Origin of the sequence: Nonomuraea sp. NPDC050227 (genome assembly GCF_044459705.1) — a bacterium.
GTDB lineage: Bacteria > Actinomycetota > Actinomycetes > Streptosporangiales > Streptosporangiaceae > Nonomuraea.
This window is the reverse complement of record NZ_JBITJF010000001.1, coordinates 584,443-599,899: the sequence shown is the minus strand read 5'-3', so window position 1 is coordinate 599,899 and position 15,457 is coordinate 584,443. Positions and strand designations below refer to the sequence as shown.

Genomic DNA, 15,457 nt, shown 5'->3' with positions numbered 1-15,457 from the left:
CGATCACGACCCTTCAGCGGTTGAGGGCGACGAGTCGGTCGTGGCTCCCCGCCCACGGCTGAGCCAGCCGCGCAGCCGTTCGAGCAGGCGATCGACGTCGACCGGCTTGGGCACGTAGTCGGACGCGCCCGAGGCGATGCTCTTCTCGCGATCACCACGCATGACCTTAGCGGTCAGCGCGATGATCGGCAGGTCGGCGAACTGGGGCATGCGCCGGATGGCCGAGGTCGTGGCCCAGCCGTCCATCTCCGGCATCATGATGTCCATCAGCACGAGCGCGACGTCCTCGTTCCGTTCGAGCTGCTCGATGCCCTCGCGGCCGTTCTCGGCGTAGACGACCGTCGATCCGTGTCGTTCCAGCACGCTGGTGAGGGCGAACACGTTGCGGATGTCGTCGTCGACGATGAGGATCTTGGCGCCGTTGAGCGGGTCGTCGCCCTGCCACTGGGCGGGCGTCTCCACCGGCGGCTCGACCAGCTCGGGCATCGGCATGTCCAGCGGCGGCGGCTCGGGCAGGGTCGCGGCGGCGGCCTGCTCCTCGGCGGGCGAGGTCATGAGCTGCCGGCGCGGGGCCGTGCTGCCGTCGGTGGCGGCCAGCGGGCCGGTGTAGGAGGCCGGCAGGTAGAGGGTGAACGTGCTGCCCCTGCCCAGCTCGCTCTCGACGTGGATCTCGCCGCCGAGCAGCCGGGCGATGTCGCGGCAGATGGCCAGGCCGAGGCCGGTGCCGCCGTACTTGCGGCTGGTGGTGCCGTCGGCCTGCCTGAACGCCTCGAAGATGACCTCGCGCTTGTCGGGCGCGATGCCGATGCCGGTGTCGATCACCTGGAAGGCCAGCAGGTCGGTGGCGTCGTGGAGGGTGTCGTCGTCGAAGTCGACCCCTCGGGGGGCCGCCGCGACCCGCAGCTTGACCTCGCCCTTCGGGGTGAACTTCACCGCGTTGGACAGCAGGTTGCGCAGCACCTGCTGCAGGCGCTGCTCGTCGGCCCGCAGCTCGCTCGGCACGTCGGAGGCCACCTCGACGCCGAAGGACAACCCCTTGTCCTGGGCCAGCGGCGCGAAGGCCGCCTCCAGCAGGTCGACCATCTTGGGCAGCGACACCTGGATCGGATGGATGTCCATCCGGCCCGCCTCGACCTTCGACAGGTCGAGCATGTCGTTGATGAGCTGCAGCAGCGCCGAGCCCGCGCTGTGGATCGTGCGGGCGAACTCGACCTGCTGGGACGTCAGGTTGCCCTCGGCGTTCTCGGTCAGCAGCTTGGCCAGCACCAGCAGGCTGTTGAGCGGCGTGCGCAGCTCGTGGGACATGTTCGCGAGGAACTCGGACTTGTACCGCGAGGAGACCGCGAGCTGCTCGGCGCGCTCCTCCAGGGTGCGGCGGGCCTGCTCGATCTGGAAGTTCTGGATCTCGATCGCGCGGTTCTGCTTGGCCAGCAGCGCCGCCTTGTCCTCCAGCTCGGCGTTGGACCTGCGCAGCTCCTCCTGCTGCCGCTGGAGCTCGTCGGAGCGCTCCTGCAGCTCGCGGGTGAGCCGCTGGGACTCGGTCAGCAGGTCCTCGGTGCGGGAGTTGGCGATGATCGTGTTCATCGTGACGCCGATGGTCTCGACGAGCTGCGTCAGGAAGTCGAGGTGCACCTCGCCGAACGGGGTGAAGGAGGCCAGCTCCAGCACGCCGAGCACGCGGTTCTCGAACAGGATCGGCAGCACGACGATCTGCGCGGGCGTGGACTGGCTGAGCCCGCTGTCGATGGTGATGAACTGCGGCGGCACGTCGTCGAGGATGATGTGCCTGCCCTCGGCCGCCGCCTGGCCGACGATGCCCTCGCCGATCGCGAACCGCCGGCGCGGCCCCCGGTCGGGACGCACCCCGTAGCCGCCGATCAGCGTCAGCTCGTGGTCGCCCTCGGGGTCGATGCCGTAGAAGGCGCCGTAGCGGGCCGAGACCAGCGGAGTGAGCTCGCTCATCGTCAGCTTGGCCACCTCGAACAGGTCGCGGTGGCCCTGCATGAGCCGGGAGATGCGGGCCAGGTTCGACTTGAGCCAGTCCTGCTCCTGGTTGGCCTGGGTCGTCTCGCGGAGGTTGGCCACCATCGAGTTGATGTTGTCCTTAAGCTCCGCCAGCTCGCCCTGCGCCTCGACGGCGATCGACCGGGTCAGGTCGCCCCGGGCCACGGCGCTGGTCACGGTCGCGATGGCGCGCACCTGCGTGGTCAGGTTGCCGGCCAGCTCGTTGACGCTCTCGGTGAGCCGCTTCCAGGTGCCCTCGACGCCCTCGACCCGGGCCTGGCCGCCGAGCTGGCCCTCCGAGCCCACCTCGCGGGCCACGCGGGTGACCTCGGAGGCGAAGGAGGACAGCTGGTCGACCATCCGGTTGATGGTGGTCTTCAGCGCCAGGATCTCGCCCTGGGCGTCGACGTCGATCTTGCGGGTCAGGTCGCCGTTGGCCACGGCCGTGGTGACCTCGGCGATGTTGCGCACCTGATAGGTCAGGTTGTTCGCCATGAAGTTGACGTTGTCGGTGAGGTCCTTCCACACGCCCGACACGCCCTGCACCCGCGCCTGGCCGCCCAGCTGCCCCTGCGTGCCCACCTCGCGGGCCACGCGGGTGACCTCGTCGGCGAACGACGACAGCTGGTCGACCATGGTGTTGAGGGTGTCCTTGAGCTGCAGGATCTCGCCCTGCGCGTCAACGGTGATCTTCTTCGACAGGTTGCCCTGCGCCACCGCGGACGAGACGGCCGCGATCTGGCGCACCTGCGAGGTGAGGTTGTTGGCCATCGAGTTGACGTTGTCGGTGAGGTCCTTCCAGACCCCGGACACGCCGCGCACCTGCGCCTGGCCGCCCAGCTGGCCCTCGGTGCCCACCTCGCGGGCCACGCGGGTGACCTCGGAGGCGAACGAGGACAGCTGCTCGACCATCGTGTTCATGGTCGACTTGAGTTCGAGGATCTCGCCCTGGGCGTCGACGTCGATCTTGCGGGTGAGGTCGCCGTTGGCCACGGCCGTGGTCACCTGGGCGATGTTGCGCACCTGGTAGGTCAGGTTGTTGGCCATCGAGTTGACGTTGTCGGTGAGGTCCTTCCAGACGCCCGACACGCCCTTCACCTCGGCGCGCCCGCCGAGCTTGCCCTCGGTGCCGACCTCGCGGGCGACTCGGGTGACCTCGTCGGCGAAGGACGACAGCTGGTCGACCATGGTGTTGAGGGTGTCCTTGAGCTGCAGGATCTCGCCCTCGGCGTCAACGGTGATCTTCTTCGACAGGTTGCCCTGGGCTACCGCCGTCGCGACGGTGGCGATCGAGCGCACCTGCGAGGTCAGGTTGTTGGCCATGAAGTTGACGTTGTCGGTGAGGTCCTTCCAGACGCCCGACACGCCGGTGACCTGCGCCTGACCGCCCAGCTGGCCTTCCGTGCCCACCTCGCGGGCCACGCGGGTGACCTCCTCGGCGAAGCCCGAGAGCTGGTCGACCATCGTGTTGACGGTGTTCTTCAGCTCGAACATCTCGCCCACGGCGTCGACCGTGACCTTGCGGCTCAGGTCGCCCTTGGCGACCGCCGTGGTGACCACGGCGATGTCGCGGACCTGCGCGGCCACGCGCGAGGACATCGTGTTGACGGCCTCGGTGAGGTCGCGCCAGCTTCCCGACATGCCCCGCAGGTTGGCGCTGCCGCCCAGCCGGCCCTCGGTGCCCGCCTCGCGGGCGACCCTGGTGACCTCGGAGTTGAACAGGGCGAGCTGGTCGACCATGCCGTTGATGGCCTTGCCCAGGCGGCGCACCTCGCCGCGGGCCGACCGGTCGAGGTCGATGCGCCGCGACAGGTCGCCCTTGGCCACCGCGTCGATCACGTCGGCCGCGCCGCTGACCGGGCTGACCAGGGCGTCGATCAGCATGTTGACCGACTCGACGCTCTCGGACCACGCCCCGACGCCCGGGCCGGGCGTCAGCCGCTCGCCGAAGCGCCCTTCCTTGACGACTTCTTTGCGAACTCTCGCCAGCTCGTTCGCGAGGTGTTCGCGGCGGTCGGCCACTTCGTTCAGCAGCAGGCGCACTTCGCTGAGGATGCCGGGAGGAGCGTGCGGGACCCGACGCCGGAAATCGCCGTCACGCCAGGAGAAGAGAGTCTCCAGCACGGGAACGAGATCCGATTCCGTATAGGTCCGCTCCTCCGGGCTTGATGCGGCCTTGGCCGTGGTCATGGGGCCTCCTTCACTCGCGACGGGTCCCGGCGAGTGAGTCAAGTCTGTCACGATGAGTAGCTCGTAGTCCTGCCCTTGGATTTACCCCAAGTCAGTGAGAAGTGTGGTAGGCACGATGGGATGACTGCTTCTCCCCACGCGGTCCTGGCCGCGACCTTCGCGCCTGGCGATACCGCTGTGACGGCTGCGATGAGGTTCACGCGCGAGGTGATGACCGCGTGGGCCACCGTCAGCGTGCTCCACACCGCCGAGCAGGTGGCCGGCGATCTGGCGGAGCAGGTCTCTGACGAGCCGTTTGAGGTGATTTGGAAGCATTACGGGGACTCAGTCCAGGTCGAACTGCGGCAGCGGATCAACGCGCACGGTGACCCGAAGGCTCCTTCCGTGAACGTGGAGGAGTGGGGAGTCACCTTCGCGGGCGATTCCCGTGTCCATTGGGCAAGGCTCACGCTACCCGGCTCCGTGGACCAGGTGGCCGCCGAATGGGCGGAGGAGAGCGCTCGTGGCCCCCACTGGCTCGGCTTCCTGGCCGACGCCAGCGACCTGCTGGCCGGCACCCTCGACCCCGACATGGTCCCGGCGATCATCGCCCAGATCGTCGTGCCCCGCCTGTCGAGCTGGTGCGCGGTCTACACCGCCGGCAACTCGGGCGGCCCGCTGCGGCTGGTCTACCTCTGGCACGCCGACGAGGCCCGCATCGACGGCCTGCGCGAGCAGCTCACGGACATGGACGTCGGCGCGGCCGACACCAGGGCCACGTCCGTCATCCACCTGAACGACTCCCAGGTGCTGGCCGTGCCGCTCACCGCGCGCGGCCGCGGGCTCGGCATGATGTGCCTGGGCCGGTCCGACCGCTTCCCCGACGAGGTCATCCAGTTCGCCGACGACATCGGCAGGCGCGCCGCGCTGGCCATGGACAACGCCCGGCTCTACGCCCAGCAGGCCGCGGCCAACCGGGCGCTGCAACGCAGCCTCCTGCCGCCCAACGAGCCCGAGGTGCCCGGTCTCGACTACGGCGTCATCTACGAGCCCGCCGGCGAGGCCAACGAGGTCGGCGGCGACTTCTACGACCTGTTCAAGGCGGGCGACGACTCCTGGCGCTTCGCGATCGGCGACGTCTGCGGCACCGGCCCCGAGGCCGCCGCGGTGACCGGCCTGGCCCGCCACACGCTGCGCCTGCTGGCCCGCGAGGGCTACGGCGTCGCCGCGGTGCTCGGCCGGCTCAACCAGGCGATCCTGGAGGAGGGCGAGCGGGCCAGGTTCCTCACGCTGCTCCACGGCGACATCACGCCCGTGGCGTCCGGCCTGGAGGTGCGGCTGGTGTCCGCCGGCCATCCCGAGGCGCTGCGGCTCAGGCCGAGCGGCAAGGTGGAGGCGGTGACCACGCCGCAGTCGCTGCTCGGCGTCTTCCACGAGGTCGTGTTCGAGGCCGACACCATCCATCTCGACCACGGCGACGTGCTGCTGGCGGTGACCGACGGCGTGACCGAGCGGCGCTCGGGCGGGCGGCTGCTCGACGACGACGGCGGTCTGGCCAAGCTGCTGGCCGAGTGCGCCGGGCTGTCGGCCAGGGCGGTGGCCGAGCGCATCCGCAGGGGCGCGGCGGAGTTCGCCGCCGAGCCGAGCGCCGACGACCTCGCCATCGTGGTCCTGCGCGCGCGCTGACCGGCGCGAGAGCGCCCCCGCAGGAGCGCTCCCACGACGTGCGCGCGAGGTCAGCCGACGTGCACGTGCTTGCGGGCGAACTCCAGTTGCAGGGCCGTCTGGGCGATGCGCTCGGCGACCACGAGCGAGCCGCGGATGGCGCCGTAGGTGTAGAGCTCGTGCTCGCGGCCGTGCTCGGCGAGCTTGGCCACGTACTTCTCGATCTGGCGCAGCGGGCAGCGGGTGTCGTTCTCGCCGGCGAGGATCAGCAGGGGGCTCTTGATCTGGTCCACGTACGTGATCGGCGAGCAGAACGCGTACCGCTCGGGCTGCTCGTCGGGGGAGCCGCCGAGCAGGGCGCGCTGGTAGGCGCGCAGGCTCTCGGCCTCGTCCTCGTAGCACGTCTGGTGGCAGGCGATGGGCACCGCGGCGATGCCCGCGGCCCACAGGCCGGGCTGGACGCCCAGGCCGAGCAGCGAGAGGTAACCGCCCCAGGCGGTGCCGGCCAGGATCAGCCGGGCGGGGTCGATCGTGCCCCGGTCCACCAGCGCCTGGCGCACGGCGGCGATGTCGGCCAGCTCGATGTGCCCGACGTCGCCGTGCAGCGCGTCCCGCCAGGCGGAGCCGTAGCCGGTCGAGCCGCGGTAGTTGACGCGGACGACGGCGAAGCCCGCGTCGACCCAGGCCGCGACCTCGGGGGAGAAGGCGTCGCGGTCGTGGTCGGTCGGGCCGCCGTGCATGAGGAAGACCGCCGGGTGGGGCGCCGCGCCGGTCTCGGGCTTGGACACCAGCGCGTGGATGCGCCCGCCTGGCCCTTCGACGTCGAGGTCCTCGACGGGGACGCTCGGCGGCGCCGGCGGGCCGCCCGCGTTGAGCACGACCTGGCCGTTGCTCGACCGGATGACCGGCGGGCGCGAGCCGCTGGACCAGGAGTACTCGATGTGGCCGCCGGGCCGCGGCGCGGCCTCGTCGATCACGCCGTGCGGGGTGTCGATGAGGGTCAGGACGCCGCCCGCCAGGTCGTAGCGGTGCAGGTAGCTGCGGGCGCGGTGGTCGCGCACGATCAGCAGGCCGCGGCCGTCGTCGAACCACTCGGCGGCCAGGTCGCCGGGGTCCTTCAGCCAGATCTCGCGCTGCTCGTCGGTGACCGGGTCCCAGACCAGGGGCTCGTGGCGCTGGCGTCGCTCGTGCAGGGTCAGCAGGCGGCGGTCGCCGAGCACCGGGGCGAAGCGGAGGCCGTGCACGCCCTTGTCGGGGCCGTCGTAGAGCTCGCCGACGGTCTCGCCGTGCTGGTCGACGACGCGCAGCGCCGGACGCCGGAAGTCGCCGTACTCGCCGTGGTTGATGGCGATGAGGGAGCCGTCGAGGGACATGTCGGTCACCCAGGCGGCCTCGGCGTGCTCGTACAGCAGCTCGGCCGGCGCGCCGGGGCGTACCAGGTGGATCCGGAACGTGCCCTCGCTGGCCAGGCTGATGGCGGCCAGGCCGGTGGCCGACAGCGCGATGCCGCCCGGCTGGCCCGGCGGCAGGCCGGGCGCGGCCGGCTCGCTCGGACCGCCCGCGAACGGCTGGCGCCACCAGGTGCCGAACTCGTCGCCGTCGGTGTCGGCGAACCAGTAGATCCACTGTCCCGCCGGGTCGATCGCCGCGTACGCGGTGCCCTTGGGCCGGTCGGTGACCTGGCGCACGGCGCCGGTCGCCCGGTCCCAGGCGTAGACCTCCCACGTCCCGGTGGCGTTGGAGCGGTAGATGGAGCGGTTCGGGGCCTGGCGGGCCCAGGCCGGCAGCGTCATGCGCGACGCGCGGAACCTGGCCTGCCAGCGTTCCTCCGCCTTCATCCGGCGCGCCCCCTCCCATCGATGGCCCACGCCCTCTGGGTGCGGGATGCCGTCCAGTATTGCGCCTGAGTCGGGGAAATACTCGGGGAATGTGGGGGAATTTCGGACTAAATGCCCCATCAGTAACACCAGTCGCAGATGCCCGTCAAGGAACAGGTCTTGAACGGGGCTCAGGCTCGAAGATAGACAGATGAAACGCGGCTCTGACCGTAACTTTATTATGGCCATTCTTGGCATGTCGGCTGAAATAACCGGATATGCGGGCGGCCAGCTCGGCGGAATCAGTGTGCCACGCGCTCGGGCCCATTCCCACGACCTGGACCAGCTCGTCCGGTCCGAGCTCCATGTCGAACTCGATGGCGCGCCGTCCGGTCATGGTGAACCCCTGCATGCTGCGGGCGACCCGGAGATCCTTCTCCTCGTCCACCGAGAGCAGCCCCAGCTCCCCGACCAGCGGGCTCAGGTGCGCCGCCGCCGGGGTCGCGACGACCGCGGCCCCTCCAGGGCGCAGGATCCGCCGGAACTCGGGCCCGTTCCTGGGCGCGAACACATCGATCACCACATCGGCCACCCCATGCCGGATCGGGAGCGGCCGCCACACGTCCGCCACGAACGCCCCCAGCCTCGGATGCGCCCGCGCCGCCCGCCGTACGGCGTGCTTGGAGACGTCGAACGCCATCCCGATGCCATCGTCCACCGCATTGAGCACGGCCGCCAGGTAGTGCCCGGTGCCCGTGCCGGCGTCGACGATCAGCGGTGCGACCCTGCCCGCCGCGCCGAGACCTTCGACGGTCACCGGCCCACCTTGCGGACCGGCCTCCACTCCCGCCCCACCGTACGCTCCCGGCCCGGTTTCGTCATTCGATTCAGTAGAAGATTCACGTTTTTCTCCGGCCGCCACCCGTACGCGTACGGTTTCCGCCAGCGCCTGCGCCAGCGGGGCGTAGTGCCCGGCCGCCAGGAACTCGGCCCGCGCGGCCACCATCGCGGGGCTGTCGGCGGTGCCGGGCGGGCGTGACCCGGTGAGCAGGCTGACGTACCCCTGCTTGGCCACGTCGAAGGAGTGCCCGCGCGCGCACCGCAGTGCGCCGTCGGCGAGCTCCACGTCCGCGTGGCAGACGGGGCAGATCAGGTGTTCGACGATGTCGGCCAGCATGCGCCCATTCTCCAGCGGCCTCACGCCGCCGCGCGCAGCGCCTCCAGCAGGAACGCGGCGTTGGACGGCGTCGCGCGCAGCTTGCCGACGAGCGTCTCCAGGGCCTGCTGCCGGTCCAGCCCGGCCAGCGTGCGGCGCAGCCGCCAGATCACCTGCAGCTCCTGCGGGTGCAGCAGCATCTCCTCGCGCCTGGTGCCGGAGGCCTCCAGGTCGACCGCCGGGAACAGGCGTCGCTCGGCCAGGTCGCGGGCGAGGTGGAGCTCCATGTTGCCGGTGCCCTTGAACTCCTCGTACAGGCTGTTGTCCATGCGGGAGCCGGTGTCCACGAGGGCGCTGGCGAGGATGGTCAGCGAGCCGCCGCCCTCGACGTTGCGGGCCGCGCCGAAGAAGCGCTTGGGCGGGTAGAGGGCGCGGGCGTCGATGCCGCCGGTGAGCACCCGGCCGCCGCCGGGCGCGAGGTTGTTGTAGGCCCGGCCGAGCCGGGTCAGCGAGTCGAGCAGCAGCACGACGTCGCGGCCGCCCTCCACCAGGCGCTTGGCGCGTTCGAGGGCCAGCTCCGCGACGGCGGCGTGGTCGCGGTCGGGGTGGTCGAAGGTGGAGGCGAAGATCTCCCCCTGGACGGAGGCCCGCATCTCGGTCACCTCCTCGGGCCGCTCGCCCACGAGCACGACCATGAGGTGCACCTCGGGATGGTTGCGGGTGACCGCGGCGGCCAGCGCCTGCAGCACCATCGTCTTGCCGGCCTTGGGCGGCGCCACGATGAGACCGCGCTGTCCCTTGCCGATGGGCGCGACCAGGTCGATGACCCGGGTGCTGAGCGACCCGGTCTCGATGACCAGCCGCTCGTCCGGGTGGACGGGCGTCAGCTCCTCGAAACGCGGCCGGTCCCGCCACTCGGCCAGGCCGTTGACGGACTGGACGCCGGCCAGCTTGTTCCCGGCCACGGTGGCCACGACGCGGTCGCCGCGGCGCAGCCCGAGCTGCCTGACCCGCTCGGCGGGCACGCGGACGTCGCCCGGTCCGGGAAGGTGTTCCGCGCGGATGAAGGCGGACTTCTCCTGTACGTCGAGGAGGCCGCTCACCTGCCCTGCGGGCGTTTCCGCGCGCTGCTGCGGAATGGTGTGAACAGACATGATGAGCCCCTTTGGGGGAGATGCGCCGACCGGAGATCGGCGAGTGCGATGAAGAAGCCGGGCCCGGAGAAACCTGGGCGGGGCTGGAGCAGAACCAGCGGAGCGGAAGCTCAACGCTTGTGGGGAAGATACCACACGTTCCGCCCCATTAAACGCCTAGCCCTCTTGGACTATTCCCGGACGGTTCTGGTGTGTTCTGCCGCGTGTCCCGGCCCGTACGCGTGACAATGTTCTTCATCGCACCACGCCGTGAGGAAGACCCCCGGCCGGCGGTGCGGCGAAGGCACACAACCCCCATCAGCGCAGCGGCACCGTGTCAAGTGACATGCAGGACCCCTGCAACTCGGCGGGGGTTCCATGGACACATCCGAGCTCCTTGGGGGAACACCATGAACACCGTCCACTGCCCGCAGTGCCAGCACACGCTCGACGAGGGCCCGATCATGTACCGGTGCGCCCACTGCTGCCGCGCCGTCTACGCCGCCGACCTGGAGAACGAGTACGTTCCCCGGCAGCCCGTCGCCGCCTAACCTAGGCGGGATGAAGCACAGCCCCATCACCGTCTCCGGCGTCGAGGTGACGCCGCTCTGCGACGCGGTGGGCCCGATGGGCCCCGCGATCCGCCTCCCGCTCGCCGAGATGTTCCCCGGATCCGGTCCGGCGGACGATCCGTGGGTCCTGCACTTCCACTGCTACCTGCTGCGCGACGGCGCAGGCCGCCTCACCCTCGTCGACACCGGCATCGGCGGGGAGGACTCCCCGGCGGCCGGCTGGGCGCCCGTGCCCGGCGTCCTGACGGACGAGCTGGCGGCGGTGGGCGTCGCGCCCGCCGACATCGGCACCGTCGTCCTCACCCACCTGCACAGCGACCACGCGAGCGGCGCGGTCACAGGCGGCCGGCCGGTGTTCGAGAACGCGCGCCACGTGCTCCAGCGGGCCGAGGTGGACTCGGCCTCAGGAGCCATGTCCGACCTGCTGACCCCGCTCAAGGACCAGCTCCACGTCGTCGAGGGGCAGGCCGAGATCGCGCCGGGCATCCACGTCCAGCACACGCCCGGCCACACCCCCGGTCACCAGATCGCCAGGGTCGGCGACCTGGCCATCACCGGCGACCTCGTGCTCCACCCGGTGCAACTGGCCGACCCGGGCATCCACTACGCCTACGACGACGACCAGGAGACGGCCGCGCGCACGCGCACCGAGGTCCTGGCGGCGTTGCGGGCCGAGCGGGCGACGATCGCCACCGCGCACTTCAGCGAGCCGTTCATGCGTCTTTGATCCGTTACGGCACCATTAGCTGTCATGAAGATTCGTGTTGTGGCCGGGATCGCCCTCGGCGCCGCGCTGCTGGCCCCCGCCCCTGCGTCGGCGGCCACCGCGCCCGAGCTCTCGGGCGCCGCCGTCTACGCCGACGACGGCCACCGGCTCGCCCGCTACGAAGGCGGTGAGTGGAGCACTCTCGCCAAGATCGGCGCGCTGCCGCAGTTCGCCGTCTCGCCGGACGGCAGGAAGGCCGCCTGGGTGACCGACGGCGGCGACCTCCAGGTCAAGGACGGCGCCAAGACCGTCACCGCGGCCACGAAGCTCCAGGGCGGCACGCCGTGCCTGACCCCCGTCTGGTCGCCCGACTCGACGCAGGTCGCCTACGTCGGCAAGGGCGAGACCGTCATGGCGGTCAAGGCCGACGGCACCGGCGGGCGCAGGCTCGGCACGTCCAAGGGCGTGTGCCATCTGGCGTGGGCGGCGGGCGGCCGTTACCTCGCGGGCTACACCGGCGAGGCCGACGCCGTCTACCGGCTCGACGTCAGGACAGGGAAGGCCGCCAGGGCCAAGGGCGTCAAGCTCGTCACCCACGTGCAGAGCCTGTCGCCGAACGGCCGCAACGCGGTCGTCGCGGTCCCGGCCGATCCCGCCGCGCTCGGCGACGGGAGCTGGCCGGCGGCCTTCAAGCCCGCCGTGGTCGACCTGGTGACGGGCCGGAAGCTCACCCCGGCCGTCAAGGGCCGGCTGATCGGCGCGTTCTACCTGGCCGACGGGCGGCTGGTGGTCCGCGTGGCGGGCGGCGCGCACAACACGCTGGTCGTGCTGGACGCGGCGGGCAAGGAGAGCCAGCGGATCGAGGAACCGGCCAGGGCCAGGACCCAGGCGCTGCTGCAGGTGCTGCCGTAACGTTGGCCCGGTGAACGATTTCTGGTCCACCGTCAACCGGGTCGTCACCGGAGCCGCGGCCTACATCACCGACGAGCGGGGCCGGGCCCTGCTCGTCAAGCCCAACTACCGCGACCACTGGTCCTTCCCCGGCGGCATCATCGACGCGGGGGAGCACCCGGCGCAGGCGTGCGCCAGGGAGGTCGCCGAGGAGCTCGGCCTGGTGCTGGAGGTCGGCCGGCTGCTCGCCGTGAGCTGGGTCGACGGCCTGGCCTACGTGCCGTACGCGATGGTCAACTTCATGTTCGACTGTGGCGAGCTGCCGTCGGGCACGGTGATCACCTTGCAGGCCGAGGAGCTGGACGACCACGGGTTCTACACCCACGAGGAGGCCGCCCGCCTGCTGCCCGCTCACGGCCACCGGCGGCTGCTGGCGGCCGCGCGGGCGCGGGCCTCGGGCGGGACGGCCTACCTAGCTCCCGGCGAGGACCGGCTGGTCGGCCAGGAGGGCTGAGGGCAGGAAGACCATCGCGGTCAGGCCGCCGTAGGGCGAGGGCGCGAGGGTGACCTTGATGTCGTGCCGGGCGGCCAGCCGGCCGACCACGAACAGGCCCAGCCGGTCGCTCTGCGCCAGGTCGAACTCCGGCATCTTGGCCAGCCGGTCGTTGAGCTCGTCCAGCTCGACGCGGGGCAGGCCGAGGCCGCGGTCCTCGATCTCGATCATCAGGCCGTTCGGGGTGCTCGAACTGCGCACGTCCACCCTGGTCTGCGGGGGTGAGAAGAGGGTGGCGTTCTCGACCAGCTCGGCCAGCAGGTGGGCCACGTCCGTGACGGTCGCGCCGAGCAGGGCGGTCTGCGGCGGCGGCAGGATCTCGACGCGCTCGTACTCCTCGACCTCGGCGACGGCCGCGCGCAGCACGTCGAGGATGGCCACCGGGTTGCGCCAGCCGCGCCCGGGGGCCTGGTCGGACAGGATGATCAGGCTCTCCGCGTGCCTGCGCATGCGGGTGGTGAGGTGGTCCAGCTTGAACAGGTCGGCCAGCAGGTCGGGCTCCTCGGTGGCCCGCTCCATGCTGTCGAGCTGGAGCAGCTGGCGGTGCAGCAGCGACTGGTTGCGCCGGGCCAGGTTCACGAAGACCTGGCTGACGCCGTGCCGCAGCCTGGCCTGGTCGACGGCGGCCTCCACGGCCGTGGACTGCACGTGGTTGAAGGCCCGCACGATGTCGGCGACCTCGGAGGTCTCCGTCCTGACCTCCAGCGGCGCGACCTCGGCGGCCGTGGGCGGGCGGGTGTTCGTGCGCAGCCGCTCGATCAGCCCGGTCAGCCGCACCTCGGCCAGTTCGGTGGCCGCGTCGCGCAGCCCGGCCAGCTCGCGGACCAGCCGCCGGCGGAAGCGCAGCGACAGCAGGATCGAGGCGAGCACGGCGAGCAGGCCCACGCCGCCGGCCACGCCGATCTTGATCAGGATGCTCTCGGCGGCCGGCGTCACCCGGGCCACGATGCCCTCCACGGCCTGTCCCTGGTCGCGTTCGAGCACCGCCCACAGGTTCTGGCCGTCCACCTCCCAGGTGGCGGCGGTGGCGGGCAGGCCGTTCATCGCGGCCTGGCCCCGGATGGCGTCCTCGGCGTCGAGGAACTCCTTGTAGACGGGTGAGGTGGCCAGCTGCGCGTACGGGCCGCGCAGGCCGCCGTCCAGGTGCGAGAGCGCCTGCGAGTACAGCAGCCGCCGGGTCGCCACCATCCCGGTGAACGCCTCCCGCTCGACGGCCTCGACCCGCCCTCTGGCCAGCACCACGACGATCATCGCGCGCTCGCGCGAGACCAGGTCCTTGGCCTCGCCGAGCATGGTGACGGCCCGCGCCTGCCGGTACAGCGACATGTCGGGCACCAGCACCATCGCGTCGTACATGCGGAAGGAGGCGTCCACGATCTGGCTGTAGCCGTCGATCACGGCCAGCGGCGCGACCGTGCCGCCGTCCACCTCGGCGCGGATGCCGGACAGCAGGTCGAGCTTGGCGTTGAGGACGTCGAGCTGCGTGCGCATCTCGGGCGACATCCCGCGCTGGTCCTTGGCCAGCTTGCGGAAGGCCGCCACCGCCCGGTCGGTCTGCCCGCGCTGCCTGGCCAGCTTGTCCGCGCCGCGGTGGGTGGCCAGGAACTCGACCGAGGCCAGCCGCTCGTCCTGGAGCTCGGCGTTGATCCGCTCCGACGGCGTGGCCAGGTTCGAGGCCAGCTTGTTGATCTCCAGCAGGCGAAGGCCGTCGCCGCCGGTCAGGCCCGCCGCGAACGCCCACAGCCCGACCAGGGACAGCAGCGGCACGAGCAGGAGGATCAGGAGCTTCAGAGCAATGGGACGGCCACGCGTGGGGGGCATGCGACCTCCGGGTGCATGATGAGATCGCCTCGCAGATTACACCCCCCTTTGGAAGGATTTCTGTGCGTCTTCCGCGTTCCGCCGCCGGTTGGACCATCGGCGTCTTCGGCGTGCTCGCCTTCGCACTCGGGCTCGTCGGGCTGCTGTCGCCGGACTCCCTGCTGGTCCTGCTGGGTTTCGAGGTGCTCGACGTACGCCCGTCCGGCGACTACACGCTGGTCTACATGGCGGCTTCGTCGATGGCGGCGGTGAACATGGGGGTCTATTACGTTTTCGCGGCATCCGCCGACTACACGCCGTTCTTCCGGTGGACCGTGCCGTTCCGGCTGGTGACGTTCGCGGTGTTCACGACGCTGGTGCTGACGAGGGCGGCGCCGGGCGAGTTCTTCGGCGTGGGGCTCTGGGAAGGCGTGGGAGCGCTGGTCACGGGGTTCGCGCTCTGGCGCGAGGGCAAGCTGCTGCCCTCGCGCCCATGAGCTCACGGCCTGGTGTCGTCGGGGCGGCCGCCGGCCACCAGCCGGTCGCCGTCCACCGGTTCGTGCGCGGCCCGCTCGCTCGCGACCCGTTCGTGCGCGACGCGGCCGTCCGTTCCGCCGTCCGTCACGCCGTCGTGCGCGGCGCGGTTGCGGTCGCGTTCGAGCCGCCGTTCGAGGTCGCGCTTCTCGTCCTCCAGGCGGGAGACCCGGTCGGACGCCTCGGCGCGGACGGCCCGCAGCCTGCGGCGCTTCCTGGCGGTCCTGCGCGACCCGGCGCCGATCAGCCAGATCCCCGCCAGCAGGGCGGCCGCGACGACCGCTCCGGCGAGGAACATCTGGACGTGGTCGAGCTGGTAGGTGTTGCCGAACAGGATGTACCTGGAGCTCTCCTCCGTCACCACCAAGGCGACGGCGCCGCCGGCGAGCAGGACCAGGATCAGACCCAATAAGACCATCCGAACTCACCCCTTGTCGTCTGAGCGCGTTTCTTCTGC

Annotated in this window: 12 protein-coding genes; 6 read left to right on the top strand and 6 right to left on the bottom strand. The window is 71.2% G+C overall.

The annotated features are described in order from the left end of the window. Window positions 1–3 precede the first annotated feature (3 nt). On the bottom strand, window positions 4–4,194 hold the full coding sequence (locus ACIBK9_RS03250) for a HAMP domain-containing protein (RefSeq protein ID WP_358290600.1): 4,191 nt from the start codon (window positions 4,192–4,194) through the stop codon (window positions 4–6). Window positions 4,195–4,656: 462 nt separating this feature from the next. Here ACIBK9_RS03250 and ACIBK9_RS03245 point away from each other — a divergent pair, with 462 nt between their 5' ends. After that, window positions 4,657–5,859 carry a GAF domain-containing SpoIIE family protein phosphatase gene (locus tag ACIBK9_RS03245; RefSeq protein ID WP_358290597.1) on the top strand — a complete coding sequence of 401 codons (1,203 nt, stop codon included), beginning with the start codon at window positions 4,657–4,659 and terminating at the stop codon, window positions 5,857–5,859. Window positions 5,860–5,909: 50 nt separating this feature from the next. On the opposite strand, the gene ACIBK9_RS03240 is transcribed toward ACIBK9_RS03245, so the two are convergent. From ACIBK9_RS03240 to rho, 3 genes are all read right to left on the bottom strand, one after another. Continuing rightward, window positions 5,910–7,676 (bottom strand): prolyl oligopeptidase family serine peptidase, encoded by a 1,767-nt coding sequence (locus ACIBK9_RS03240; RefSeq protein ID WP_358290594.1) that lies wholly within the window; start codon window positions 7,674–7,676, stop codon window positions 5,910–5,912. Window positions 7,677–7,821: 145 nt separating this feature from the next. Continuing rightward, the gene (locus ACIBK9_RS03235; RefSeq protein ID WP_397154787.1) at window positions 7,822–8,832 is read right to left on the bottom strand and encodes a putative RNA methyltransferase; all 1,011 of its coding nucleotides are present in this window, start codon (window positions 8,830–8,832) and stop codon (window positions 7,822–7,824) included. A gap of 20 nt (window positions 8,833–8,852) precedes the next feature. Beyond that, on the bottom strand, window positions 8,853–9,965 hold the full coding sequence (gene rho, locus ACIBK9_RS03230) for a transcription termination factor Rho (RefSeq protein ID WP_397154785.1): 1,113 nt from the start codon (window positions 9,963–9,965) through the stop codon (window positions 8,853–8,855). Between the two features lie 389 nt (window positions 9,966–10,354). Here rho and ACIBK9_RS03225 point away from each other — a divergent pair, with 389 nt between their 5' ends. Genes ACIBK9_RS03225 through ACIBK9_RS03210 form a run of 4 tightly spaced genes read left to right on the top strand, consistent with a single transcriptional unit; the run spans window position 10,355 to window position 12,627 of the window. After that, the gene (locus ACIBK9_RS03225) at window positions 10,355–10,495 is read left to right on the top strand and encodes a hypothetical protein (RefSeq protein WP_352321299.1); all 141 of its coding nucleotides are present in this window, start codon (window positions 10,355–10,357) and stop codon (window positions 10,493–10,495) included. Window positions 10,496–10,505: 10 nt separating this feature from the next. Beyond that, window positions 10,506–11,243, top strand: coding sequence for an MBL fold metallo-hydrolase (locus tag ACIBK9_RS03220; protein WP_397154783.1), 738 nt, complete (start codon window positions 10,506–10,508; stop codon window positions 11,241–11,243). 24 nt (window positions 11,244–11,267) lie between these two features. Then, window positions 11,268–12,134 (top strand): TolB family protein, encoded by an 867-nt coding sequence (locus ACIBK9_RS03215; protein ID WP_397154781.1) that lies wholly within the window; start codon window positions 11,268–11,270, stop codon window positions 12,132–12,134. A 10-nt stretch (window positions 12,135–12,144) separates the two neighbouring features. Beyond that, on the top strand, window positions 12,145–12,627 hold the full coding sequence (locus ACIBK9_RS03210; RefSeq protein ID WP_397154779.1) for an NUDIX domain-containing protein: 483 nt from the start codon (window positions 12,145–12,147) through the stop codon (window positions 12,625–12,627). Here ACIBK9_RS03210 and ACIBK9_RS03205 read toward each other — a convergent pair. Next, complete coding sequence (locus ACIBK9_RS03205; RefSeq protein ID WP_397154778.1) at window positions 12,586–14,487, bottom strand: nitrate- and nitrite sensing domain-containing protein; 1,902 nt, start codon at window positions 14,485–14,487, stop codon at window positions 12,586–12,588. The genes ACIBK9_RS03210 and ACIBK9_RS03205 overlap by 42 nt on opposite strands. Window positions 14,488–14,549: 62 nt before the next feature. Between ACIBK9_RS03205 and ACIBK9_RS03200 the strand changes: the two genes are divergently transcribed. Further along, entirely contained in the window at window positions 14,550–14,963 is a 414-nt protein-coding gene (locus ACIBK9_RS03200; protein WP_397154776.1) for a hypothetical protein, read from the top strand. A 2-nt stretch (window positions 14,964–14,965) separates the two neighbouring features. Here the strand turns inward: ACIBK9_RS03200 and ACIBK9_RS03195 are convergent, their stop codons facing one another. Further along, window positions 14,966–15,418, bottom strand: coding sequence for a hypothetical protein (locus ACIBK9_RS03195; RefSeq protein ID WP_397154774.1), 453 nt, complete (start codon window positions 15,416–15,418; stop codon window positions 14,966–14,968). Window positions 15,419–15,457 lie beyond the last annotated feature (39 nt).

Coding starts and splice junctions, on each gene's coding strand:
- ACIBK9_RS03250 (WP_358290600.1), bottom strand. CDS start 4,194: ATGACCACGGCCAAGGCCGCATCAAGCCCGGAGGAGCGGACCTATACG.
- ACIBK9_RS03240 (WP_358290594.1), bottom strand. CDS start 7,676: ATGAAGGCGGAGGAACGCTGGCAGGCCAGGTTCCGCGCGTCGCGCATG.
- ACIBK9_RS03235 (WP_397154787.1), bottom strand. CDS start 8,832: ATGCTGGCCGACATCGTCGAACACCTGATCTGCCCCGTCTGCCACGCG.
- rho (WP_397154785.1), bottom strand. CDS start 9,965: ATGTCTGTTCACACCATTCCGCAGCAGCGCGCGGAAACGCCCGCAGGG.
- ACIBK9_RS03225 (WP_352321299.1), top strand. CDS start 10,355: ATGAACACCGTCCACTGCCCGCAGTGCCAGCACACGCTCGACGAGGGC.
- ACIBK9_RS03220 (WP_397154783.1), top strand. CDS start 10,506: ATGAAGCACAGCCCCATCACCGTCTCCGGCGTCGAGGTGACGCCGCTC.
- ACIBK9_RS03215 (WP_397154781.1), top strand. CDS start 11,268: ATGAAGATTCGTGTTGTGGCCGGGATCGCCCTCGGCGCCGCGCTGCTG.
- ACIBK9_RS03205 (WP_397154778.1), bottom strand. CDS start 14,487: ATGCCCCCCACGCGTGGCCGTCCCATTGCTCTGAAGCTCCTGATCCTC.
- ACIBK9_RS03195 (WP_397154774.1), bottom strand. CDS start 15,418: ATGGTCTTATTGGGTCTGATCCTGGTCCTGCTCGCCGGCGGCGCCGTC.